Annotated in this window: 19 protein-coding genes and 1 tRNA gene; 13 read left to right on the plus strand and 7 right to left on the minus strand. The window is 61.4% G+C overall.

Annotated features, from left to right (window positions below):
* Nucleotides 1–19 precede the first annotated feature (19 nt).
* The 8 genes from H3Z74_RS06735 to H3Z74_RS06770 are packed head-to-tail and all read left to right on the plus strand — an operon-like array spanning nt 20 to nt 7,802.
* Nucleotides 20–1,240, plus strand: a complete 1,221-nt coding sequence (locus tag H3Z74_RS06735; protein WP_187763165.1) for an acetyl-CoA acetyltransferase — start codon at nt 20–22, stop codon at nt 1,238–1,240.
* A gap of 17 nt (nt 1,241–1,257) precedes the next feature.
* Nucleotides 1,258–1,743 (plus strand): nuclear transport factor 2 family protein, encoded by a 486-nt coding sequence (locus H3Z74_RS06740; protein WP_187763166.1) that lies wholly within the window; start codon nt 1,258–1,260, stop codon nt 1,741–1,743.
* A 5-nt stretch (nt 1,744–1,748) separates the two neighbouring features.
* A complete protein-coding gene (locus H3Z74_RS06745) occupies nt 1,749–3,545 on the plus strand; it encodes an AMP-binding protein (protein WP_187763167.1) in 1,797 nt (598 codons plus the stop codon).
* Nucleotides 3,546–3,553: 8 nt separating this feature from the next.
* Complete coding sequence (locus tag H3Z74_RS06750) at nt 3,554–4,081, plus strand: nuclear transport factor 2 family protein (RefSeq protein WP_187763168.1); 528 nt, start codon at nt 3,554–3,556, stop codon at nt 4,079–4,081.
* Complete coding sequence (locus H3Z74_RS06755) at nt 4,081–4,845, plus strand: SDR family oxidoreductase (protein ID WP_187763169.1); 765 nt, start codon at nt 4,081–4,083, stop codon at nt 4,843–4,845. The genes H3Z74_RS06750 and H3Z74_RS06755 overlap by 1 nt, the downstream gene beginning before the upstream one ends.
* A gap of 22 nt (nt 4,846–4,867) precedes the next feature.
* On the plus strand, nt 4,868–5,671 hold the full coding sequence (locus H3Z74_RS06760) for a DUF1295 domain-containing protein (RefSeq protein ID WP_187763170.1): 804 nt from the start codon (nt 4,868–4,870) through the stop codon (nt 5,669–5,671).
* 5 nt (nt 5,672–5,676) lie between these two features.
* Complete coding sequence (locus tag H3Z74_RS06765) at nt 5,677–7,383, plus strand: class I adenylate-forming enzyme family protein (RefSeq protein ID WP_187763171.1); 1,707 nt, start codon at nt 5,677–5,679, stop codon at nt 7,381–7,383.
* Complete coding sequence (locus tag H3Z74_RS06770) at nt 7,380–7,802, plus strand: nuclear transport factor 2 family protein (RefSeq protein ID WP_187763172.1); 423 nt, start codon at nt 7,380–7,382, stop codon at nt 7,800–7,802. Before H3Z74_RS06765 ends, H3Z74_RS06770 begins: the two co-directional genes overlap by 4 nt.
* A 58-nt stretch (nt 7,803–7,860) precedes the next feature.
* Here the strand turns inward: H3Z74_RS06770 and H3Z74_RS06775 are convergent, their stop codons facing one another.
* A complete protein-coding gene (locus H3Z74_RS06775; protein WP_187763173.1) occupies nt 7,861–8,136 on the minus strand; it encodes an HU family DNA-binding protein in 276 nt (91 codons plus the stop codon).
* A gap of 191 nt (nt 8,137–8,327) precedes the next feature.
* Complete coding sequence (locus tag H3Z74_RS06780) at nt 8,328–10,865, minus strand: glycoside hydrolase family 3 protein (RefSeq protein ID WP_229726941.1); 2,538 nt, start codon at nt 10,863–10,865, stop codon at nt 8,328–8,330.
* Nucleotides 10,866–11,170: 305 nt separating this feature from the next.
* Here H3Z74_RS06780 and H3Z74_RS06785 point away from each other — a divergent pair, with 305 nt between their 5' ends.
* Nucleotides 11,171–14,179 (plus strand): TonB-dependent receptor, encoded by a 3,009-nt coding sequence (locus H3Z74_RS06785; protein WP_187763174.1) that lies wholly within the window; start codon nt 11,171–11,173, stop codon nt 14,177–14,179.
* Nucleotides 14,180–14,271: 92 nt separating this feature from the next.
* Here H3Z74_RS06785 and H3Z74_RS06790 read toward each other — a convergent pair whose 3' ends face one another.
* The 3 genes from H3Z74_RS06790 to H3Z74_RS06800 all read right to left on the minus strand — a co-directional run bounded on the left by H3Z74_RS06790 (nt 14,272) and on the right by H3Z74_RS06800 (nt 16,025).
* The gene (locus tag H3Z74_RS06790) at nt 14,272–15,330 is read right to left on the minus strand and encodes a LacI family DNA-binding transcriptional regulator (RefSeq protein WP_229726942.1); all 1,059 of its coding nucleotides are present in this window, start codon (nt 15,328–15,330) and stop codon (nt 14,272–14,274) included.
* A 180-nt stretch (nt 15,331–15,510) separates the two neighbouring features.
* A tRNA-Arg gene (locus H3Z74_RS06795) sits at nt 15,511–15,587 on the minus strand.
* 174 nt (nt 15,588–15,761) lie between these two features.
* Entirely contained in the window at nt 15,762–16,025 is a 264-nt protein-coding gene (locus H3Z74_RS06800; RefSeq protein WP_187763175.1) for an SWIB/MDM2 domain-containing protein, read from the minus strand.
* Nucleotides 16,026–16,391: 366 nt separating this feature from the next.
* Here H3Z74_RS06800 and H3Z74_RS06805 point away from each other — a divergent pair, with 366 nt between their 5' ends.
* Complete coding sequence (locus H3Z74_RS06805) at nt 16,392–17,498, plus strand: S-(hydroxymethyl)glutathione dehydrogenase/class III alcohol dehydrogenase (RefSeq protein WP_187763176.1); 1,107 nt, start codon at nt 16,392–16,394, stop codon at nt 17,496–17,498.
* A 110-nt stretch (nt 17,499–17,608) separates the two neighbouring features.
* On the opposite strand, the gene H3Z74_RS06810 is transcribed toward H3Z74_RS06805, so the two are convergent.
* Nucleotides 17,609–20,230, minus strand: coding sequence for a TonB-dependent receptor (locus H3Z74_RS06810; protein ID WP_187763177.1), 2,622 nt, complete (start codon nt 20,228–20,230; stop codon nt 17,609–17,611).
* 228 nt (nt 20,231–20,458) lie between these two features.
* Here H3Z74_RS06810 and folE point away from each other — a divergent pair, with 228 nt between their 5' ends.
* The 3 genes from folE to H3Z74_RS06825 are packed head-to-tail and all read left to right on the plus strand — an operon-like array spanning nt 20,459 to nt 22,208.
* On the plus strand, nt 20,459–21,079 hold the full coding sequence (folE, locus tag H3Z74_RS06815) for a GTP cyclohydrolase I FolE (RefSeq protein ID WP_187763178.1): 621 nt from the start codon (nt 20,459–20,461) through the stop codon (nt 21,077–21,079).
* 6 nt (nt 21,080–21,085) lie between these two features.
* Nucleotides 21,086–21,850 (plus strand): SDR family oxidoreductase, encoded by a 765-nt coding sequence (locus H3Z74_RS06820; protein ID WP_187763179.1) that lies wholly within the window; start codon nt 21,086–21,088, stop codon nt 21,848–21,850.
* Nucleotides 21,843–22,208 carry a dihydroneopterin aldolase gene (locus H3Z74_RS06825; RefSeq protein WP_187763180.1) on the plus strand — a complete coding sequence of 122 codons (366 nt, stop codon included), beginning with the start codon at nt 21,843–21,845 and terminating at the stop codon, nt 22,206–22,208. Before H3Z74_RS06820 ends, H3Z74_RS06825 begins: the two co-directional genes overlap by 8 nt.
* Before the next feature lie 14 nt (nt 22,209–22,222).
* Here the strand turns inward: H3Z74_RS06825 and H3Z74_RS06830 are convergent, their stop codons facing one another.
* Nucleotides 22,223–22,711: a helix-turn-helix domain-containing protein gene (locus tag H3Z74_RS06830; protein WP_187763181.1), complete on the minus strand. Its 489-nt coding sequence runs from the start codon at nt 22,709–22,711 to the stop codon at nt 22,223–22,225.
* Nucleotides 22,712–22,969 lie beyond the last annotated feature (258 nt).

The raw sequence follows: 22,969 nt of genomic DNA on the forward strand, positions 1-22,969 counted from the left end.
TCGGCGAATCGGAGCGGACATGACCTATATCCTCGGCGGCTGGCAGAGCGATTTCTCCGACAATTGGGCGCGGCGCGGCATAGACATGGCCGACGCGTTTTCCGAAGCGATCGAAGCCGGGCTGGATGCGACGAAGCTCGACCCGAAGCATGTCGAGACCGGCCATGTCGGCAATTTCGTTGGTGAGCTGTTCGCGGGACAGGGGCTGCTCGGCGGCTTTTTCGGGCTGGTCCATCCCGATTTCGACGGCTTGCCGACCTCACGCCATGAAGCGGCCTGCGCATCCGGATCGGTAGCGATCCTTGCCGCCACCGCCGAACTCGAGGCGGGGCGCTACGATCTCGCTTGCGTGCTTGGTATGGAGCAGATGCGCAATGTGTCCGGCAAGCAGGCGGCGGCCAATCTCGGCGCGGCGGCGTGGACCGGGCATGAGTTCGGCGATGCCGAGTTCGTTTGGCCGCGCGCCTTTTCTGACCTGACCGAAGAATATGATCGCCGTTACGGTATCGATGCGCGGCATCTGCGCCGGATCGCCGAGATCAATTTCGCCAACGGCAGGCGCAACCCTAACGCCCAGTCGCGCGGCTGGGCCTTCACGCCGGAAAGCTTCACCGAGGATGATGACGCAAACCCTGTCGTCGAGGGTCGCATGCGCAAAATGGACTGCGGTCAGGTGACAGACGGCGCCAGTGTCATCTTCCTTGCTTCGCCCAAACGCGCTGCGGACTATGCGAAGCAGCGGAATATTCCGATCGAGAGCCTGCCGCGCATCACTGGCTGGGGCCATCGCTCGGCGCCGATCTCGTACAAGCGCAAGGTGCAGGCGAGCGAGAACCAGGCCTATGTCTTCCCGCAAGTGAAGCGCGCGGTCGACGATGCGCGTGCCCGGGCCGGCATCGCGCTCGATTCGGTCGATGCAATCGAACTCCACGACTGCTTCACCACCACCGAATATATGGCGATCGAACATCTTGGTATCGCCGCGCCTGGAGAGGCGTGGAAAGCGATCGAGGATGGCAGCATCGAGGCCGGCGGGCGCATTCCGGTCAATCCGTCGGGTGGCCTGATCGGCTGCGGCCATCCCGTTGGCGCGACTGGCGTGCGCATGGCGTTGGATGCCTTCAAGCAAGTGACCGGCACCGCCGGCGACTATCAGGTGGACGGCGCGAAGACCGTCCAGACGCTCAATATCGGCGGTTCCACGACGACCACGGTCAGTCTCGTCGTGCAAGCCGCGTGATCGATCGAAGAACCATCATGATCGGGGGCACGGCGCTGGTCGTGACCTTCCCGGCATTCGCCAAGGAGAGAGACATGCCCGACAATATCGCCACGCTCCGCAAGGTCATCAGCAGCTGGCACGAGGCCGATGTCGAAGGCGTCCTGTCCTGCCTGCACGAGGATATCACCTGGAACAATTCCGGCGGCCTGAAGCCGCCGATCCAGGGCAAGGACATGATGCGCAAGACGCTGAAGGCGATGAAGGGCCGGTTGAAGAATAATCGCTGGCGCCTGTTCGACGTCGCGGCGGTCGGCGACACGGTGTGGATGGAGGGTGTCGACGAATTCGACACGATGGACGGCACCCGCATCGCCATCCCCTATTGCGGCATCCTGGACTATGAGGACGGCGTGATCCGACACTGGCGCGAATATTTCGAGGGTCGGCTGCAGGAAGAACAGGTCGCGGGCAAGGGCGTACGCGACACGGTTGATGCCATGCTCGCACGCCCGGCGGTGTGACGACGATGGCCACCGCAGTGTTGTCAGGGGATATCGCGCCGCCGTTTCGCGAGGCGAAGCTGATGCCGGTCGACCTGTCGGTCGAGCGGCGCGGGAACGGCACGATCATCCTCAAGTCACGCGTCGCGATCGCCGATTATGACGCGAATATCCCGGCTGAACTCGCCCGCGCCTGCGCGCGTCAGCCGGGCAAGCCGGCGCTGGCGTGGCGCGAGGCGGGGCGCGAAGGCTGGACGACGCTGACCTATACCGAGTTGAAGGCACGGATCGACGCGGCGGCGCAATGGCTGATCGACAATGCGCCCGCTGGCCGCCCGCTGCTGCTGATCGCCGACAACACTCCGGCCTTCGCTATTGCCACTTTTGCCGCCTGGGCAGCGGGTCTGCCGGTCTGTCCGGTGAGCAGTGCTTATGGCGCGCTCGGCGGCGATTACGGACGGCTGGCACACGTCGTGGCGAAGGTGAAGCCGGGCGTGGTCTTCGCGGAGAATTCGGCCAAGCTCGCATTCGCGCTCGCAGCGCTCGATCTCGGTAATACGATCATCGTGACGGGTGATCCTGCCGCGATCGAAAAACCTGCGATCGCGATCGACACATTGCTGGCGACCCGGCCGACCAATGCCGTCGTCATGGCGGTCGAGGCGATCAAGGCCGACGATCTTGCCGCCTATATGCTCACCTCCGGTTCGACCGGCCTGCCCAAGATGGTCGCGATCACTTTCGACAATCTCGCCGCGAACAGTGCGCAATGCCGTCAGATGATCGGCGAGGCGGCAGGCTGGCACGACGTGATGCTTGATTGGTTGCCCTGGCACCATGCGGCCGGGGCATTCGTCCTGCGCACCACGCTGACCGAGGGCGGCACGTTGTATATCGACGACGGCAAACCAATGCCCGGTCTGTTCGCGGAATCGATCCGCAATCTGCGCGAAATCCCGGTGCGCTTCTTCAACAATGTGCCGCTCGGTTATGGCATGCTGGTCCAGGCGTTGGAAAGCGATGCCGAGCTGCGCCGTACCTTCTTCTCCAAGCTCAAGGTCATGCTCTATGGCGGCGCCGGCCTCAGCCAGCCGGTCTATGATCGCTTGCAGGCGGCGGCGATCGCCGAGACCGGACATCGCATCATGCTCACCTCGGGCTATGGTTCGACCGAGACGGTGTCCGCTTTCATGGCGATCCATTTCGAAACCGATCGGGTCGGCATCGGCCTGCCCGCGCCGGGCGCCGTGGTCAAACTGGTACCGTCGGGCGATCGCTACGAGGTCCGCGCGATTGGCCCGAACGTGACGCGCGGCTATCTAGAAGAGCCGGCGAAGAACGCGGAAGCGTTCGACGAGGAAGGTTTTTACCGCACCGGGGACATGGCGGTATTCAATGATGCCGATGTTCCGGAAAAGGGTCTCGCCTTTGCCGGTCGTACGGCGGAGGAATTCAAGCTGTCGAGCGGCGCCTGGGTCTATGGCGGGAGCTTACGCGACCAGTTGCTGAAGGCGCTGACGCCGATGATCCGCGACCTGGTGCTGTGCGATGAGAATCGTGAATATCTGACGCTGCTGCTGTGGCCCACGCCGGACGGCGATCGCGACCGCATCGCCGCTGGCCTTGCCGCGTTCAATGCTGCGCAGCATGGCGGATCGTCACGCATTCGCCGCGCCCTGCTGCTCGACGTGCCGCCCGATCCCAATGCGCATGAAATGTCCGACAAGGGCACGATCAACCGCCGCGCGGTGATCGACCGGCGCAAGGCGGATGTCGACCGGCTTTATGCCGCCCTCCCTGACCCAGACATCATCATCCTGTAGGAGCTGTCATGACCGATCCGCGTATCCAGACCCTGCTCGACAAGCAGGAGATCACCGATGTCATCAACCTTTACCTGCGCGGCGCCGATCGTGCCGAGATCGACCTGATCGCCAACGCCTATCACCCCGATGCGGTCGAGGATCATGGCGGCGTCTATCATGGGCCTGCGTCCGATTACGTCGCGCTGATGGCCAAGATGCTGCCCAAGGGCGGGATCATGAATCACCTTGCCACCAATATCGTGATCGAGATCAACGGCGATGTCGCGCGCGCCGAACATTACATCCTGGCCTTTGCCAGGATGAAGAAAGAGGGCGAGAAGTTCGACACGCTGACGCTTGCCCGCGCGGTCGATCGTTTCGAACGCCGCGACGGCAAATGGAAGATTGCGCTGCGTCGCCTCGCCTGGGAATGGAACCACGAGATGCCGCTCAGCGAAAGCTGGGGCCGCGGCATGATGTTCCCCGCAGACACCGAATTGACGCGCGGCGCCAAACATCCGCATGACGTGCTTTATCAGATGGCGGCCAACTGATGGCGACGGAGATCGCAGGCGCGGTTGGTCTAGTCACCGGCGGCAATCGCGGCATCGGTGAGGCGTTCGTGCGCGCGCTGATCGGCAAGGGAGCGGCAAAGGTCTATGTCGGCACGCGCGACATCGCCAATGCGCGGCATCTGGTTGAAGAAGGGCAAGGCAAGATCGTCGCGCTCGCGCTCGACGTGTCGAAACCGGAACAGATCGCGGCGGCTGCCGAGACGTGCCTGGATGTGTCGATCCTCGTCAACAACGCTGGCGCCTTTATCAATCAGCGCTTGATCGGCGCGGAGACAATGAACGCCGCGCGCGAGGAGATGGAGGTCAATTATTTCGGCCTGCTCGGCATGTGCCGCGCCTTCGCCCCGACCCTGAAGGCCAATGGCGGCGGCGCGATCGTCAACATATTGTCTTCGGGCGGGGTCGTCGCGGTGCCGGCAATGGGTGGCTATAGCCCTTCCAAATTCGCTGCCCGCGCCGCGACCACTTCGATCCGGGCCGAACTCGCCAAGCAGGGCACCAGTGTATCCGCGCTGATTGTTGGGTCGGTCGATACGCGCATGGCCGCGCATGTCGATGGTGCGAAAGAGCGACCCGAGGACATCGCAAAAGTCGGCCTTTCCGCCATCAAGCGCGGGACGGACGAGGTCGATACGGACCGCATGGCAATTGAGGTGCGCGCGCACAAGGCACGCGACCCGAAGGCGCAGGAGCGCGCATTGGCGCGGATGCTCGACATGGACACGATTTCGACCGGACGTTGATCCGGCGAAGAGGGGGCTTGCAATGGAAATCCTGAAGATACTGGCGATCGATGCGGGGACGGTTGTGATCGCCTTCACCACGCTCTGGGCGATCTGCTCCTCGATCCGCGACGTGACAATGGTCGATGCTTGGTGGGCGCTGGGCATGGCGCTGCTTGCGCTCGCGACATTTCTGCAGATGGATGTCGCGACCGATCGTCGCGTGCTGCTGGTCGGCCTGTGCGCCCTCTGGGCATTCCGTCTCGGCGGCTATCTGTTCTGGCGCTGGCGCGATCATGGACCGGATCGCCGCTATGTCCGCATGATGGAGAAGGCGCAGGAGAAGCGTGGCTGGGGCTATGCCCGCGCATCCTTCTGGCTGGTGTTCGTCACTCAAGCGCCGCTGCAGTTCATCGTCGCGCTGCCGGTGATGCTCGGCCAGATTCAGGCCGAGCCGGTCGCGCTCGGGCTGCTCGCTTATGCCGGCGCGGCACTCGCGCTGTTCGGTATCGTGTTCGAGAGCATCGGGGATTTTCAGCTGACCCTGTTCCGCAAGAACCCGGACAATGCCGGCAAGGTGCTCAATACCGGCCTGTGGCGCTACACCCGTCACCCGAATTATTTCGGCGATGCGTGCGTCTGGTGGGGGCTGTTCGCGATCGGTGCGGAGAGCGGTCTTGGCTGGTTCGCGCTGCCCGGGCCGATCCTGCTCACCTGGACGCTGATGAAATGGTCCGGCGCGCCGACACTCGAATTCCGCATGCGCAAGACCAAGCCGCATTATGCCGACTACATCGCGACCACCTCCGGCTTCGTGCCATGGCCGCCAAAGCGCGCGAAAGGCTGAATCCCGTGCAACTGACTCCGCAATCCCGCATCGACGATTTCACCGCCCAGGGGTGGTGGGGCGACCTGACGCTCGACCATTGGCTGCAGCGCAACCGCGCCGAGGTGCCGGATCGGCTGGCGCTGGTCGATCCACCCAACCGGTCCGACTTGGATGGTGCCACGCCGCGCCGCTTCACCTGGGCGGAGCTTGGTACAGAGGTCGATCGTGTCGCGGCGGCTTTGCTCGATACGGGCCTGCGCAAGGACGACGTGCTGACCTATCAGCTGCCGAATGTCGCCGATACGGTTATTCTGGCGCTGGCATGTTCGCGGATAGGATTGATCATATCGCCCGTCGTCATGCCGTATCGCGCGCATGAACTGGGCTTTGTCATCGACAAGGTGCGCCCGAGCGCGGTCATCACGGTGGCACGGTTCGCAGGGCATGACCACGCCGAGATGGCGCTCGCGCTGACCGGCGAACGCAATTGCAAAGTTCTGGTGCTGGGCGGTGATACGCCGCGCGGCGCTTATGATCTCGACGCCGCGATCGCCGTTGCCGATCCGGCCCGCGCCGCTGCCTATCACGACGCGCAGCCGATGCAGCCGGGGGAGGTGTTCACGATCTTCTGGACATCGGGCACCGAAGCGCGGCCCAAAGGCGTGCCGCGCGACCAGAACCACTGGATCGTCAATGCGAAGATGGTCGCCGAAGCTGCCGATATCCGCGAAGCTGAGGTGCTGCTCAACCCGTTCCCACTGGTCAATATCGGCTCATTCGGCCTGGTCACACCTTGGTTGATGAAGCGCGGGACATTGGTCCTGCATCATCCGTTCGATCTGAAGATATTCCTGACACAGATCGCCGCCGAGCGGGTGAATTACACCATCGCCGCGCCGGCGATCCTCAACGCCTTGCTCAAGACACCCGGCCTGCTCTCTAGTGTGGACCTGTCGTCGCTCAGAGCAATCGGCTCCGGCTCCGCGCCGCTCTCGCCCTGGATGATCGAGGGCTTCGCGCAGGACCATGGGATCGAGGTGTGCAACATCTACGGTTCCAACGAAGGTGCATCGCTGTTCAGCGATGCGCGGCAAGTGCCCGACCACCATGATCGCGCCCGTTATTTTCCGCGCATGGGCGTCGCCGGGATCGACTGGCCGGGCAGCGAGAGTTCGGCGATGATCCAGACCCGCTTGGTCGATCTCGATACCGAACAGGACATCACCGAACCCCTCCGCCCCGGTGAACTGCGTTTCCAGGGCGCGGCGACATTCGGCGGTTATTTCGAAAGTCCGGAAATCAGTGCCAACGCGTTCGACGCGAGCGGCTTCTACCGCACCGGCGACCTGTTCGAGATCGCCGGCGACACTGCGCCACACCGCTTCTATCGCTTCGTCGGGCGCTGCAAGGACATCATCGTGCGCGGCGGCGTGAACATCTCCCCGGCCGAGATCGACGATCTGCTCGCCGGTCATCCGGCGCTGAAGGAAGCCGCGGTGGTCGGCATACCGGACGACCGGCTGGGCGAACGCATGTGTGTCGCCGCTGTGCCGGCGGACGACCAAGCACCCGACCTTGCGGCAATATCCACTTGGCTGAAGGATCAGGGTCTGGCGGTGTTCAAATTGCCCGAACTGCTGGTCACCGTCGATGCCCTGCCGCGCAATGCGATGAACAAGGTGTCGCGCCGCGACCTGCGCGAGACGGTGCTCGCCATGCTCGCACCATGACTCTCTTTGACCGTTTTTCCGCCGTCATCGCCGCGTGGAATGCGCGCGATATTGATGCGGCCCTTGTGGGCATGGATGATGCGATTGTCTGGCATTTCGCTGCGGGAGCGCTCGCTCCGTTGCGAGGCAAGGGGGCAGTGCGTTCCTTCCTGGAGACACTGCATGCGGACACGATCGAAGCGCGCTGGAGCATTCGCTATCATGCCGAGAAGGACGATCGCCTGTTCGTAGAAGGGGTGGATGCTTACACTCGCCGTAACGGCATTTCGGTCGCAATGCCTTATGCGGCAGTGATCGAATTCAAAGATGGCGGGATTCTCGCCTGGCGCGACTATATCGACACCCGCCGCATGGAAAAACAGCGCGACGGGGCGCCGATGCCCGGTCATCTGGGAGCGTTGATCCACGGCGTGATCTAGCCACACGGATGTACGGGGTGCTCCTTGTTCAAGGAGCACCCCGGCCTATCGAAATCGGTCAGCCGTTGAGCTTGTCCTTGAGTGCCTTGGCTGCAGAAAAGCCGAGCTTCTTCGAGGCCGCGATCTGGATGGTTGCACCGGTCGCTGGATTGCGGCCCTCCCGCGCCGGGCTTTGCTTGACCTTGAACTTGCCGAAGCCGTTCAGCGACACTTCCTCGCCGGCGGCAGCTGCATCGGCGATCGCGCCAAATACACCGTCGATCAGCTTCTTGGCATCTGCCTTGGTCAAGTCATGGGCGGTAGCAATCTTGTCGGTGAGGTCGGCGTTGTTCATAGGGGATACTCCTGTTGAAAGTCGGCACGCCCGCTAGCGGCGAAGACGATCCGGGTCCATCGTAAATGAGAGCTGAGCCCATGATTTCCTCCGGCTGCGCGGTGATCACGGCACAGGATCCAAACGCAAACCGCTGACCATTCCTGAGTGCAGGAAACGATCGGCGTCGTTGCTGACCAGCGGTGCGTTGTCTAGCGCCCGCGAGGTCTGCTCATGCTGTGAAACAATGGATCGACTATCCTGTCGGGCATTTTGCGACGATATCCGCTTCCCGCGCCGCTGCCCAAGGCCACCCGAGACAGGCTGATTCCCAGGCTTCCGTTGGTAGCTAGGTGAAACGGCGCGGTGATGCGGGTCATGTCGGCGCCGGTCGCGGCGAAACACTTCAGCGGCACCCCCAGCACACGCCAACGGCCGGGCGCTAGCTCCGTAAATTCGGATAGGCGGAGTGGACGCCCGCAGTCCGATCCGTCGCACCGAATCGACACGGAAACAGATGCCGAAAGAGGCGTGTCGAGGCGCAGGGTAGCAAGCAACATAACGTCGCCGTTGGTTTCTCGCGATAAGTCAACGGCGTGGTGCGTGTTGATCTCGATCGCCGCGCCGCCGGTACCGTCAGCAATTGCGAATTTTCGCGCCCCTTCCTGAACGCCGTGATCGGTTGCGGTGACGATCACCCGCCCCGACAGGCCGGTGGCGGGAACCGTCGTCACGCGCAGCGGATCGCTGCCATCGATCTTTGACACGGTCAGCGACCAGGACGCCGTCGCCGCGCCCTTGTCGAAATATACGCTGCCGCCACTGCCGTCGTCGGTAACTCCGCTGTCCTGTAAAAGCGCTTTCCACCGTTGCGGACCATCGGCGTACGTCAGACCATAGCCAAAGGGAAACAGCGTCGGTCCGCCATGCTTTGCCGTCGCCGGCCAGGCCGTCGGCAGACGCCCGCGGAAATCAAAGGGCGCCCGGCCATCCTTGCCCGCAAACAGCATATCCGCAACGCCCGCGCCTTCTGACCCTGGCAACCAGGCGGTAACAAAAGCATCGGCCTCGTTTAACGCGTCGTTGATATAGAGCGGTCGTCCGGTGATCATGACTGCCACCACCGGAATCCCCGCCGCCTTGAGTTTGCGCATCGTCGCGAAGGGGCGACGCAGTTCGGGGCGCAGCTGGAGCGACGGGATGTCGCCCTGGAATTCGGCATACGGCGTTTCGCCAAAGATAACGATCGCCGCATCGGGACGTTGCTTATAGTCGCCTTCGGAGGCCAGTTCGGCGCTGCCGCCTGCTGCGGTGACCTGTTGCTCGATGCCGTGCCACAGCGATGTTGCGCCCGGAAAATTTCCGTTGTTCAGCCCAGTGCCTTGCCAGCTCAGGGTCCAGCCACCCGACTGGCGGGCAATGTCGTCGGCGCCGTCGCCGGCGACGAGGATATGCGACTGCGGTTCGAGGGGAAGGGCGCCGGTGTTTTTGAGCAGGACGAGCGACTTGCGAACCGCTTCGCGCGCCACCGCTCGATGCTCGGGCGCGCCGAGCAGGTCGTAGCGGCCCGAATAGGCGCGCGCGGATGGCTTGCCCGCCTCGAACAGGCCCAGGCGCTGCTTGACGCGCAAGATACGCGCGACCGCATCGTCGAGCCGCGCCATTGGAATCGTACCATCCTTCACCTGGGCCAGCGTGCTTGCATAAAGTGCGCGCCAACTGTCGGGAGCCATGAACATATCGATACCGGCATTGGCCGCGATGGGGCAGCTGGCGTTGCTGCAACCGGCGACTTGGCCATGCGCGTTCCAGTCGGTGACGACAAAGCCACCAAACTTCATCCTGTCTTTCAATATATCGGTGACCAGTCCCTTGTTGCCGGCAATCTTCACTCCCTGCCAGCTCGAGAAACTGGTCATGATAGTAGCGACACCGCTTTCGATCGCTGGAATATAGGGCGCACCATGGACGATGCGCAGCTCGCGCTCTGAGATGATCGCGTCGCCCTGGTCCTTGCCGCCCTCTGTCGCGCCGTCGGCAAGGAAATGCTTGGTGCTTGCAGCGACATGCGGCCCAGCAAGAATTGGCGTGATCGATGGCGGTCCCTGCAATCCGCGGATCATACGGCCGACATAAGAGGTAACGAGCGCCGGATCAGACGAATAGCCTTCATAGGCGCGCCCCCAGCGATAATCCTGCGGAACGGTGATGGTCGGGGCGAAGGTCCATTCCTGGCCTGTAACGCGAATTTCGATCGCCGTTATCTGGCCGATGCGTTCGATCAGGTCGGGATCGCGCGCGGCGCCCAAGCCCACATTGTGAGGGAACAGGGTGGCTCCGACGATATTGCTATGCCCGTGCACGGCGTCAGTGCCCCATATGATCGGGATCGCCGGCTCGCCCGGCGCGTGGTCCATCGACGCCGCGTAAAAGGCGTCAGCCAACGCAAGCCAGTCTCGCGCGGCAGCGAGGTCATTGCCGCCGGGGCCAGAGTTCCCGCCGTTGAGCACCGAGCCGAGATGAAACTTGCGCACATCATCGGGTGTCACGCTGCCGATATCGGCCTGAATGGTCTGCCCGACTTTCTGTTCAACGGACATTTGGGCCAGCAGCGCCTGAACATGCGCCTCGCCGCTGGGGGAAATGACCTGCGGAAAGGCCAGTTCGGGCCATTCTTCGGGATGGACCATAGCTGACGCTTTCGCAGGAGGGCGATCGTCGTGCTGCGATGCCAATGCGGGCAGCGTCAAGGTCGCAGCCAGAGCGGAGACGGTGGCGTAACGCAGTGTTCTAACGAGCATAAAGTCACATCCCGGGCTGTAGTTTCGCGTCGTTTTCAAGCGAGTTAGGTCTGACAACCTTGACAGGTTTAAGCCGAAAATGACCCGTATTGGTAGTAATATGAAACATTATTTGACAACGTTGACAAGCTTATGCAACAAAAAGTGCGTGGGGTTTGATGGGCTGCGAGTCTGCTTGTTGGGTTTCGCCGGGCCGCGTCGTTCCGCAACAGACGTTCATATCCGCACGCCAAGATGCGGTTGGGAGGATGGAAATGATCAGCAAGACTTTGCATCACCGGAGAATGCTGCTGGCGGCGGCATCGGTTCTGGTTCTGGGATTGGCGGGTTCGCCTGCATTCGCGCAGTCCGAACAGGCGGTTGGAGAGGGCACAGGTCAGGCGGTTGAAGAGGGTGCCGGCGACGACATCGTCGTAACCGGCTTTCGCGCATCGCTAGAGAACGCGTTGAACGCCAAGCGTGATTCCAACTTGATCATCGAGTCGGTAACGGCCGAAGATATCGGGAAATTTCCTGACCAGAATGTCGCCGAATCGCTGCAGCGTCTTCCCGGAATTCAGATCGATCGCGAAAATGGACAGGGATCAAAGGTCCGTATTCGCGGTCTCGAACAGAATGTGACGTTGCTCAACGGCGAGCTTTTTGTCAGCGGACTCGAAGTCTACAAGGTCGGCGAGGGCAATTATAACCGCAACGACAGCCTTGAGGGCGTTCCGTCGGAACTGATCGGAGGGATCGAGGTCTTTAAATCGCCCAATGCCTCGCTCCTCGAAGGCGGCCTGGGCGGCATCGTCAATCTGAAGACGCGCAACCCGCTCGATCTCAAGAAGGGCCTGACCGTCGGCGGCAATTTGAAGATGAGCAATGGCAGCGAAATCAGGGGGTGGAAACCTGCCGGCGCAGCCGTACTGGGTTATAATTTCAACGATCGTTTCGGAATCATCGCTTCGTTCAGCTACGAAAAGACCAATAATCACGTCAATGTCCTGGGCGGCGACAATCGCGGCAACTGGGCCTTTGCCGGTGGACGCCGCGACACAGCGACCGTCCCGACCAATTATTATGCGCCCGAATATCGCTATATTACCGACCGCGACCAGTATCGCCGGCGCTGGGGCGCATCGCTGGGAGTCAATTTCAGACCCACCGATGAACTCGAAGTCAGCGCGCAATATTTTCGGTCGGATCTGAAGATCGATACGCGCGAAGCGTCGGTCAAATTTCCGTTCGGCCAGGGTGAATCACAAGGCCTGATCGGTAATTATAATATCAACCCCAACGGGGTTCTGCTCGAAGGGACTGTCCGCGCGCAATCAGCCGAAGCCATCTCGTTCGTGGATGTCTCGAATATCAAATCGGACAATCTCCAGTTTAAAGTCGACTGGGACAATGACACCAATTTCCGCGCGTCGATCATGGCCGATTATTCAGCCTCCAAGATGAATCGCGAAGTGGCGAATAACGACGTGCGCTACACCGCTTACGGCGTCCGCGGCCCGGGCACTTCAGGACCGCAGCCGGGGTTCATACCAAACGCTGCGGCGCCGGCGACGTTTGATTTCACCTACCGGAACGGCGATTTCCCCAGCTTCGGCATCGGCGCGGGCAGCCCACAGGATCTGTTCAACAATCCGGCCTATGGCTTCTTCAAATCGCATTGGGCCTTTGGCGACCGGTCCGATATCAAGGGGCATTCGATCCGTGCGGACTTCGCCTATGACGCCGATAACGGCAATACGAACACCATCACGTTGAGTGCAGGCTTTCGATACGGGCAACGCACGGTGGACTTCACTTCGGGCCGCTATCTCGCCGACTATCGCGGTAAGGGCGAACTCGATGCGACCGCAATCCCCGCTGCCAACCGGGTGCCCGGTTTCTCATACAACTGGACGCCCTATGGCTATTTTCAGGATGGGGCGATTGGTTTTAAAATCTGCGACCTGCCCGAAGCAAACAAGCCCGCGGCCTTTGCGGGATGCACTCGCTTCGGCAATTCGCCAGCATTGATCACGCCCTACGACACCCTTTTCAGTAATCCCAAGCGGGTCGAGGCGATCAAGAATTTTGCAGGGGGTGGCCATATCCCGGGCGATACGGTGCTGGTGGCCAACCGGTCGCAGATGACCAATGCCCTGCAATGGATCCAGTCACTCTATCCCGATACGCCGTTCACTTTCTTTAGCGATCCGCTGCAGACCTATCGGGTCAAGGAAGAAACCAAGTCGGGCTATATCATGGCGGACATGGGTGGGGCCGACGATCCCTACCATGTCAATGTCGGGCTCCGTCTCGTAAACACCAATTTGACCATCGACCAGAACCAGCCCGCCAACGCCGATCCCAGCTATTGGGGAACGGACAGCTGGAATGGCGTGCTGCGTGATTTTACGACGGCCACGGTGGTTCGCCGCTACACGGACTTCCTGCCCAGCGTGAACGCGGTGTTCGATGTGCGCGATGGTGACAAGATTCGCTTTTCGGCGGCACGCGTGGTTGCCCGCCAACCGCTCGTATCGCTCGGGCAGGGGTTCGCTACCCAATTTACGCGCGACCCAGTCGATAACCTGTTCAAATTCACCAACGGCAGCCGCGGAAACGCCGATCTAGATCCGTTCCGCGCGTATCAATTCGACCTCGGCTTCGAACATTATTTCGGAAGCCAGGGTCTATTGTCCGCTGGCCTGTTCTGGAAGGAAGTCGACAGCTTCATCGTCAACGAAACGGTCGCTGTGTTTGTGAACGACCAGGCCGGGGGCAGGTTGGGGCCGGTTTCGCAGCCCGCAAACGGATCGGGCGGTCGGGTCAAAGGTTTCGAACTCGCGGCGCAATATGGTTTTGATTTCGGCTTTGGCTTTACCGCGAACTATACCTTCTCGGACACGAGCACCAATTTCAGCACCGACTTCGATGACAAATTGCCTTTGCCCGGCGTGTCGAAGCATTCGGCTAACGGTCAGCTCTATTTCGAGAAATATGGGTTTGCCGCGCGCGCTTCGTACAGCTGGCGTTCCAAGCAATATCTGGGGAATTTCGGATTTTCCGACGGAGCAATAACGCGGAACCTCGGTATTTTTCAGAAATCCTATGGTCAACTCGACGGGCAGATCAGCTATAAGCTCACCAAGAATTTCGAGATATTTGCAGAGGCCATCAATATCACGAAAGCCGACACCCGCGTTTATCTGCAATTTCCTGAACTGCCCTTCCGCTACGAGTCAGGCTCGAGGCGCGTCTACGGCGGGGTGAAATTCAACTTCTGACCTTGGAGTTTTCCTCGGATAAGGCAGCGACCCTTCTTTCGAAGGGTCGCTGCTCTTGCAGGCCAGGCCAAATGCGCGAGAAGAGATACCGCTTAGGCTGGCGGTGGCGCAGCTGTCAGCCGCTCGACGAGGTGGTGTGCATGAATGATCATACCACCCGGATCTTCACCCGCCAGGTCGCGCAGCAACATATCGGCGGCCGTCTTGGCCATTTCTACGACCGGTTGCCGGATCGTCGTCAGGCGCGGCCACACCATGCGGGCGATTTCGGAATCGTCGAAGCCGACGACGGTCAGGTCGCCGGGAATATCAAATCCGAGCTCACGCGCTACCGACATGGCGCCGACCGCCATATCGTCATTCTGCGCCAATATTGCCGTCGGTCTCAGCTTGCGCGACAAAAGGCGCTTGGTCGCCTCATACCCCGATTCAAAGCTGAAATCGCCGGTTTCGACCAACTCGGGAAGTCGCGGCAGGCCATTGACGTCGAACGCCTGATGATAGCCGATCAGTCGCTGGGCACTTGCGGCATGGGCGGGATCACCCATGAGGATCGCGATTGTCCGGTGGCCGAGGCCGATGACATACTCTGCGATCTCGCGCGCAGCGGCCACATCGTCCATCGCGGTCGACAGTCCGACGCCCAGCTGTGATTGCGGCGCGATCCGCGCGAAGGGAATCCCTGCGTCGGAAAGCCCCTCGATAATGTCAGGGTGATCGGACGCCGGTGGCGCGAGGATGACACCGTCAAGGGCCGCTGATCGCACGAGGCTCACCACTTCGAGAGGGTGATCCGCCACTGATTCCACGGGCAGCACTATCAAACGGTAGCGTTCGCCATGCAATCGTTCGAGCGCCCCTCGCTGCAACTCGACCACATAGCTCGGGCTCGGCTTTTCATAAATCAATCCAATCAGGTAGGACTGCCTCCGGACCAGACCTTGCGCGAGGACATTGGGATGATAATTGAGCTCTTTGGCCGCGCGGAGCACCTTTTTGCGCAAGGCGGGCGAGATATGCGGTTCGTCATTATAGACGCGCGAAACGCTTTTGGGTGACACCTGCGCCAATTTGGCGACGTCAATGATCGTTGAACGTTTCTCTCCACGAGCCATGCCCAAGTCGTTGGCGAAATTGTCCTTCGTTGTCAATTGCGCTGGGCGAGTCCGGACGCTTTCGGGCTTGGCCTCTCGCCCGGTCGAGGCTCCCAGGTCAGAAACCGTGACACAGAAGCTGTCCAACTGGGTCGATTAGGTAGCGTTCAACCGAATCTCGGGTTGCGATATATATCGTTCGATCAATGACTCGTTGGTCGAATCAAGGGTTCGGAGTGGTGCCCCCGGCGAGATTCGAACACGCGGCCTACGGTTTAGGAAACCGTTGCTCTATCCGGCTGAGCTACGGGGGCACGGTCGCGGTTGGTAAGCGCTGGCGCTGAGGCGGTCAATTGGTCACTTGGCCGCAACGAACGTCAGCACCCTATCCGGCCGCATCCGAACAAAGGCCGGGCCCGGACAGCCATGCCGCCGGGCCCGGTCTCGTTATATGTGCCGCGAATGCCTGCGCATCCGGCAGCAGATGGTTACGCCTTGACGTGCTGCGCGATATATTTGTTCATTTCGAACATCGTGCACTTGTCGCGGCCGAACACCTTCTTCAGCTTTTCATCAGCCAGAATCTCGCGCTTGTTGGCGGGGTTCTGGAGATTGTTGGCCTTGATGTAGTCCCAGACCTTGCTGATGACCTGGCTGCGGGGCAGCTTGTCGTTGCCGACGATCGCGCCGAGCTCGGGCGAGGGCTGCACCGGTGCATGGATGCCGCCGGTCTTGGTGGGGGTCGTCGCCATATAAAGTCCTTCCTGATGTGCCGTTCAAGCCGACATCGATTCACGCCTTCTTCAGCGCGCCCTCCTTGTGCGCTGCCTTTCCGCCATTGTCACTCTCTACCATGCCTTGCGTGCAACCCTTCGTCGCACGAGCCCGAGGGGGCGCAGCCCGCAGGACGCCGAGCCGCGGTTTCACGAACCGGTCGCGCCCAATGCCGTGACGGCGCTTTCCAGTTGACCGCTTCGCCCATTTTGGGGCCTCTCTGATCATATCGTATGACAAGCGCGGAATAGCAGGAAAGGTTGCATTTCCGCCATTTTCCGCCTCACGCTTGCGTTGTCGCCGGCATCGCGGCATCTGATCCGCACAGCCTGAAAGGACGACCGATGAAGACTCGTGCCGCCGTTGCATTCGAAGCGAAGAAGCCGCTCGAGATCGTCGAACTGGACCTTGAAGGACCGAAAGCGGGAGAAGTGCTGATCGAGATCATGGCGACGGGAATCTGCCATACCGACGCCTACACGCTGGACGGTCTCGATTCGGAAGGGTTGTTCCCGAGCGTGCTCGGCCATGAAGGGGCGGGAATCGTGCGCGAGATCGGCGCCGGCGTGACCAGCGTGAAGCCGGGCGATCATGTCATCCCGCTTTACACCCCGGAATGCCGCCAGTGTAAGTCGTGCCTCAGCGGCAAGACCAACCTGTGCACCGCGATCCGTGCCACGCAAGGGAAGGGGCTGATGCCCGATGGCACCAGCCGCTTCAGCTACAAGGGAGAGACGATCTTCCATTATATGGGCTGTTCGACCTTTTCGAACTTCACCGTCCTGCCCGAGATCGCGGTGGCGAAGATCCGCGAGGACGCGCCGTTCAAGACCAGCTGCTATGTCGGATGCGGCGTGACCACCGGTGTGGGCGCGGTGGTCAACACCGCCAAGGTCGCGGTCGGCGACAACGTTATCGTGTTCGGCCTCGGCGGGATCGGTCTCAACGTGCTGCAAGGCGCGCGGATGGCGGGCGCCAACATGATCGTCGGGGTCGATATCAATCCCGACCGCGAAGAATGGGGCCGCAAGTTCGGCATGACGCATTTCGTCAACCCGAAGGATGTGAGCGACATCGTCGCGCACCTCGTTGCGCTGACCGATGGCGGGGCGGACTATACGTTCGACTGCACCGGCAACACCACGGTGATGCGCCAGGCGCTCGAGGCCTGCCACAGGGGCTGGGGCACCAGCATCATCATCGGCGTGGCCGAGGCGGGCAAGGAGATCGCCACACGGCCGTTCCAGCTGGTCACCGGGCGCAACTGGCGCGGTACCGCGTTCGGCGGCGCCAAGGGCCGTACCGACGTGCCCAAGATCATCGACTGGTACATGAACGGCAAGATCGAGATCGACCCGATGATCACCCATGTGCTGAGCCTGGAGGAGATCAACAAGGGCTTCGACCTGATGCATGCCGGGGAGAGTATCAGGAGCGTGGTGGTCTATTGAATCGACGTAGCCGGCGGGTGTGGCCTGCCGAAAAAGGAAAAGCCCCCGGCGTGCGACGCCGGGGGCTTTTTAGTGGGTCGGGGACGGACGGGCCCGCCCCCGATGCCGGATCAGAACGACTTGCGCAGCGTCACGCCATAGGTACGCGGCTGGTTGGGATAGCCGCTATAGCTTTCCGGTTCCGGGAATTGCTGCGCGACCGTCGGGAAGGTCGAGATCAGCGCATTGTCCTTGGTCAGGTTACGCCCCCAGACCATGACGTCGAGCTGGATTTTGGTGAAGCTGACACCAAAGCTCGCGTTCACATTGTTGCTGTCGAACGTCGACAATGCTGGCGGGGTGGTCTCCGTCAGTTGGGTCGGGCTGACATAATCATATTCGCCACGCAGATAGGCGTTAACCCCATCCGAGATGTCATGCGAAAGAGTTGCGGAGGCCGATACGCTCCATTTGGGGATACCGGCAGGACGCTCACCGGTCAGATCGCGGAAAGGCGGCCGCAGACCTGTGGTCGTGCTACGGGCGCAGCGCGGGTCGTAGGTGACGCACGGTGCGCGGGTGAAGGAATCATATTTCGGATCGAGATAGGTGGCCGCGCCCGTAAGCGAGAGCCACGGTGCCGGGCGATAGGCGGCATCGATCTCGAAGCCCTTGACCGATTCCTTGCCCGCATTGACCAGGCTATACCCAAGGCCGGTAAAGGCATTGGACTGGAAGCCTTTGATCTCCTGCTTGAACACCGCGAGGTTGAAGAAACCGCCGCGGAATTTCGCCTTCAGTCCGGCTTCGTAGACGGTGACCTCTTCCGGAGCGGCCGAGCGACCAACGCCGTTCGATGGTGGGCGGCTGTCGGATGAGAGATTATAGGCGCCGGCCTTCCAGCCGGTGGAGTAGCTGGCATAGACGTTCACGAAATCGAGGTCATAGGCGACGCGCGCGGCATAGGTGACCTTGTCGCCGGTGAGAATGCCCGACTCGTTCGCATTCGGGAAATTAACCGGCCCGTGGACCGGTGAATCTCCGTAAAAGAACTGCAGGCCGTTCAAGGCGAACGGGTTGACCCCGCCAAGTGATGAGGGGCAGGGCGTGCCGCCCGGTCCCGGGAGCGAAGCGCCGAGGCTTGACCCGAACAGGTTGACCGGCGTCCGCCCAGCGGTCGACGCCGGGTTGAAGCCCTTTTGCAACAGGCAACCGGACAGTGATGCCGGAAGTGCCGCAAAAGGAATAAAGCCGAGACCAGCGATATTCTCCAGATTCAGTGACGAGAATGGGTCGTTCATGACCACGTTGGACATCACGGCCTTACGATCGTTCATATAGGCGACGCCGCCGGTCAGGGTCAGCCGGTCAGTGACCTTGAAATCCGCCTGACCGAACAGCGAATAGGAGCGCTGTTTCATCTTGTAACGGTCCGAAATACCTTGCCCGGCCTGGAAATAGGTGCGTCCGGGCACGATCGCTGGATTGGTTAGGCTCTGCAACGTTTCGAGGCCAGTGATCAAGCCGCCGGGGCCACCCGTAAGAGCGTTGACGAACGCGCGGGCATCCTTGCCGAAACGAATGTCGCGACCGGTGTCGAGTTTTTCATCCTGATAGAAACCGCCGACCAGCCAGCTGAAGGGCCCATCTCCGGTCGAAGCAAGGCGGAATTCCTGGGTGAAGGTCTTGATCTCGTTTGCGGTCGTATTGCTCGCAATATCGGCGCCAGTGAAATCAATGTCCTGCTGCGACTGGTTGATCTGGTTGCGATAGGCGGTGATGGAGGTCAGTTTGGCGAAACCGACATTCCAGTCGACCTGACCGGAAACGCCCTTGCCCCGGATACGGTTGGATGGGTCGGTATTGAAGATGACGTTGCGATCGAACACGCGCGTCGTATCGGAAATGGCGAACCCGAGCGCGCCGATCGCTTGTGTCGGCAGGCCGTTGCGGATCGACGAGACGCCGCAGCAGACTTCCTTGATCAAATTATAATCGCCGATGATGCGGACCGAGAGGTCGGACGTCGGTTCCCACAGAACATCCGCGCGGACTGACCAGCGGTGGCGATTGTTTACATCGGTACCGGTCGTCAGGTTATTGAAATAGCCGTCACGCTCATTGACGCTGCCCGACAAACGGATCGCAAGACTCTCAGCGATTGGTCCAGTCACCGTCGCCCTGGCATTCATCAGGCCGTAATTGCCGACGCTGATCTCTGCCTTGCCGCCCCAGTCGAATGCAGGACGCTTGGTTACGATGTTGATCGCGCCTGCAGACACGTTCTTGCCGAACAGGGTCGATTGCGGGCCACGAAGGACCTCGACGCGTTCGATCTCCGGAAGATCGTCCAGCGCGGCGGCGGAACGCGAGCGGTAGACGCCATCGATGAACACACCCACCGAGCTTTCGATACCGTCATTACCGTTGCCGTTGCCGAAGCCGCGGATCGAGAAATTGGTCTGTCCGGCCGCGTTGAATTGCGAAACCTTCAGTGAGGGAACGACCGATTGCAGGTCGATAAGATCGCGAATCTGCGCTTGTTCGATGGTCGCGGCACCGGTCACGGCGACCGAGATCGGCACGTCCTGCAGCGTCTGTTCGCGCTTGGTCGCGGTGACGATGATGTCATCGCTGGTGTCGGCGGCTTGGGTATCCTGCGCAGTATCGGCAGGGCCGGCGGTTTGGGCGGTGGCGGGTACTGCATAGATCAATGCCAATGCAGACGCGGCAAGCAGTTCATATTTCTTCATAAACATCCCCTCGTGTTTACGTTGCCGATCTTTTCGTCGGCTGGCACGTTCGTAAATTCGGTACGGTAATCTGCGCTGCGTCGATTCGGACGTCAATGGCGTTTCATGCGGGAATCTGCGGGGTTGCGGCACAGTTGCCTAAATGAGACAGTCGTTGAATCGAACATCGTCACGCCGGAACGTCGCTTGCCGTAACGTCGCCTGCGAATCGCCGCGAAGGAATCCCGAATGCCTGATCTGATCGCCAGCCCCGATGATGGGGACCTCGTCGCCCCGACTCCCAAGATTCCGGTGCCGGACGAAGTGGCGGAGGCGGTGCGGACGCTGATCCGCTGGGCCGGCGACGATCCCGCGCGCGAAGGACTGATCGATACGCCGGCGCGCGTCGCCCGGGCGTGGAAGGAATATTGCCAGGGCTATACCGACGATCCCGCGCACCATCTGTCGCGCGTGTTCGAGGAAGTCGGCGGCTATGACGAGATCGTGCTGTTGAAGGACATCCCGTTCCAGTCGCATTGCGAGCATCATATGGCGCCGATCATCGGCAAGGCGCACATCGCCTATCTGCCGAGCAACTGGGTGGTTGGCATCTCCAAGCTGGCGCGCGTGCTGCACGCCTATGCGCGCCGATTGCAGGTGCAGGAAAGGCTGACCGCGGAGGTCGCCAATTGCATCTGGGACAATCTGAAGCCGGTCGGCGTCGCAGTAGTGATCGAGGCGAACCATGCCTGCATGAGCGCGCGCGGCGTGCGCACGCCGGGCGTGGCGATGGTCACCAGCCGGATGATGGGCGTGTTCCGCGAAGATGAGCGCAGCCGCAAGGAAGTCCTTGCCCTGATGGGCTTCTAGCGCCGCATGCCCGAATCTGGCCGAACCGTTCTGGTTACAGGAGGCGCGCGCCGGATCGGTGCGGTGATTGCGCGCCATCTGGCGGGGCAGGGGTGGCGCGTCGCGATCCATCACTGGAAATCGCATGACGAGGCCGATGCGCTGGCCTCCGAGCTGCCCGGGGCGATGGTGGTGACGGGCGATCTTGCTTTGCCGTCCACCGCGCAGGCGCTGGTCGGCGAAGTGCGTGAGCGGTTCGGTGCGCCGGTCGCCGGGCTGGTCAATAATGCGTCGATCTTCCAGTTCGATCGCCCGCCGCTGACCGATGGGGAGGCGATGGCGGAGCATATGGCGGTCAATCTGACGGCGCCGGTGCTGCTGGCCTCGGCGATCGCGGCGCAGGACGATCTGGCGGACGGGGCGGTGGTGAATATCCTCGACCAGAAGGTCGCGAACCTCAATCCCGACTTCTTCTCCTATAGCTGCTCCAAGGTCGCGCTGGCGGGGGCGACCGCAATGTTGGCGCAAGCGCTGGGGCCGCGCATCCGCGTCAATGCGGTGTCGCCAGGCCTGTCGCTGCCGAGCCTCGACCAGACCGAGGCCGAATTCGTCGCGGTGGCAAGCCGCAACCTGCTCCAGCGCCCGGTCGATACCGGCGCGATCGCCCGCGCGGTCGATTTCCTGCTGACCGCGCGTGGCGTCACCGGGCAGAATGTCTTTGTCGATAATGGCCAGCATTTCCTGCCCCGCGATGGCGATGTGATGTTCGAAACGAGAATCGCGCATGGCTAAAGGCACGCGCTTCGCGACGATCCTCGATGGCCTGGAGGTCACCATGGGCCTCGGCATCCATCCGGAGGAACTGGCGGCGCCGCAGCGGGTGATCCTGAACGTGCGGATCGAGGTCGATTATCCCGCGCCGCCGGCCGAAGACCGGATCGAGGCCGTGCTCGACTACGACTTCATCCGCACCGGCATTCGCGAACTGGTCGCCGGGCGCCATTTCAACTTGCAGGAGACATTGTGCGAAGCGGTTGCCGCCTTGTGCCTGCGTGATGACCGCGTGTGCGAAGTGACGGTGCGGTCGTCCAAGCCGGATATCTATCCCGATGCGGCAGTGGGGTGCGAGATCGTGCGGGGGCGGGGCTAGCGACGCCGGACGCGCTATTCGTGCGCATGATGGTATGGCCTTTCGCCGCGATTGAGCAATGTCCGGTTTTTGACCCGCTCCATCCCCTTGCGGATTTCCTCGGCGATATTGGTCTCTTCCGCAGGCGGGGGCGCGGGCCGTGCCCAGATTGCAGGGCGGCGCGCGCGCATCCATTGCAGTGCTGCGGTGACATCGGGGCGCACTTCGCGCTTGTAGCGCACGATCACCGGCTCTTCATTGCCGGCCGGGTGATAAACGCTGACCGCTTCCTCTTCATAGCCGATCGCACGCTCGTACAGCGCGCGTTCGACACGGTCGTCGGCGACCTCTTTGCCGAGCTTCGTCGCCTCGGCGAACTCAGGGTAAGCGGCGCGCCAGCGAAAGATCGTCATGCGACAGACGCCGAAAGCTGCGGCGAGCTCACGATCGGTCAGGCCGTGGGCATAAAGCTCCTGCGCCTGACGGATATAGTCGGTTTTGAAGGTTGAAGGACGTGTCTCCATGCTGCCGGGATAGCGGCGCTTGCACGGGGTTTGAATCGGCCGCGCGATAAAGGCTGGAGGGGAGATATGTTACACCGGATTGTTCCATATCTCGGACGCGGAGCGGGCGAGGGCATCTATCGATGTTGCTCAACCAGGCGGTCTTACATATCAAGGAAGATGTTAATAAAATGATTTATAATCAATAAGTTAAGTTAATCTCTTCCTCGGCGCGTCACTGTTTCCAACAGGAATGTGATGATCCCGTTAGAGGAACGA

It is taken from the genome of Sphingomonas alpina (genome assembly GCF_014490665.1).
GTDB lineage: Bacteria > Pseudomonadota > Alphaproteobacteria > Sphingomonadales > Sphingomonadaceae > Sphingomonas > Sphingomonas alpina.

Excerpts from the sequence above, each read along its gene's own strand:
- H3Z74_RS06785 (WP_187763174.1), top strand. The coding sequence starts at position 11,171 with ATGATCAGCAAGACTTTGCATCACCGGAGAATGCTGCTGGCGGCGGCA.
- H3Z74_RS06745 (WP_187763167.1), top strand. The coding sequence starts at position 1,749 with ATGGCCACCGCAGTGTTGTCAGGGGATATCGCGCCGCCGTTTCGCGAG.
- H3Z74_RS06735 (WP_187763165.1), top strand. The coding sequence starts at position 20 with ATGACCTATATCCTCGGCGGCTGGCAGAGCGATTTCTCCGACAATTGG.
- H3Z74_RS06830 (WP_187763181.1), bottom strand. The coding sequence starts at position 22,711 with ATGGAGACACGTCCTTCAACCTTCAAAACCGACTATATCCGTCAGGCG.
- H3Z74_RS06800 (WP_187763175.1), bottom strand. The coding sequence starts at position 16,025 with ATGGCGACGACCCCCACCAAGACCGGCGGCATCCATGCACCGGTGCAG.
- H3Z74_RS06760 (WP_187763170.1), top strand. The coding sequence starts at position 4,868 with ATGGAAATCCTGAAGATACTGGCGATCGATGCGGGGACGGTTGTGATC.
- H3Z74_RS06820 (WP_187763179.1), top strand. The coding sequence starts at position 21,086 with ATGCCCGAATCTGGCCGAACCGTTCTGGTTACAGGAGGCGCGCGCCGG.
- H3Z74_RS06740 (WP_187763166.1), top strand. The coding sequence starts at position 1,258 with ATGATCGGGGGCACGGCGCTGGTCGTGACCTTCCCGGCATTCGCCAAG.
- folE (WP_187763178.1), top strand. The coding sequence starts at position 20,459 with ATGCCTGATCTGATCGCCAGCCCCGATGATGGGGACCTCGTCGCCCCG.
- H3Z74_RS06825 (WP_187763180.1), top strand. The coding sequence starts at position 21,843 with ATGGCTAAAGGCACGCGCTTCGCGACGATCCTCGATGGCCTGGAGGTC.
- H3Z74_RS06755 (WP_187763169.1), top strand. The coding sequence starts at position 4,081 with ATGGCGACGGAGATCGCAGGCGCGGTTGGTCTAGTCACCGGCGGCAAT.
- H3Z74_RS06775 (WP_187763173.1), bottom strand. The coding sequence starts at position 8,136 with ATGAACAACGCCGACCTCACCGACAAGATTGCTACCGCCCATGACTTG.
- H3Z74_RS06805 (WP_187763176.1), top strand. The coding sequence starts at position 16,392 with ATGAAGACTCGTGCCGCCGTTGCATTCGAAGCGAAGAAGCCGCTCGAG.
- H3Z74_RS06770 (WP_187763172.1), top strand. The coding sequence starts at position 7,380 with ATGACTCTCTTTGACCGTTTTTCCGCCGTCATCGCCGCGTGGAATGCG.
- H3Z74_RS06810 (WP_187763177.1), bottom strand. The coding sequence starts at position 20,230 with ATGAAGAAATATGAACTGCTTGCCGCGTCTGCATTGGCATTGATCTAT.
- H3Z74_RS06750 (WP_187763168.1), top strand. The coding sequence starts at position 3,554 with ATGACCGATCCGCGTATCCAGACCCTGCTCGACAAGCAGGAGATCACC.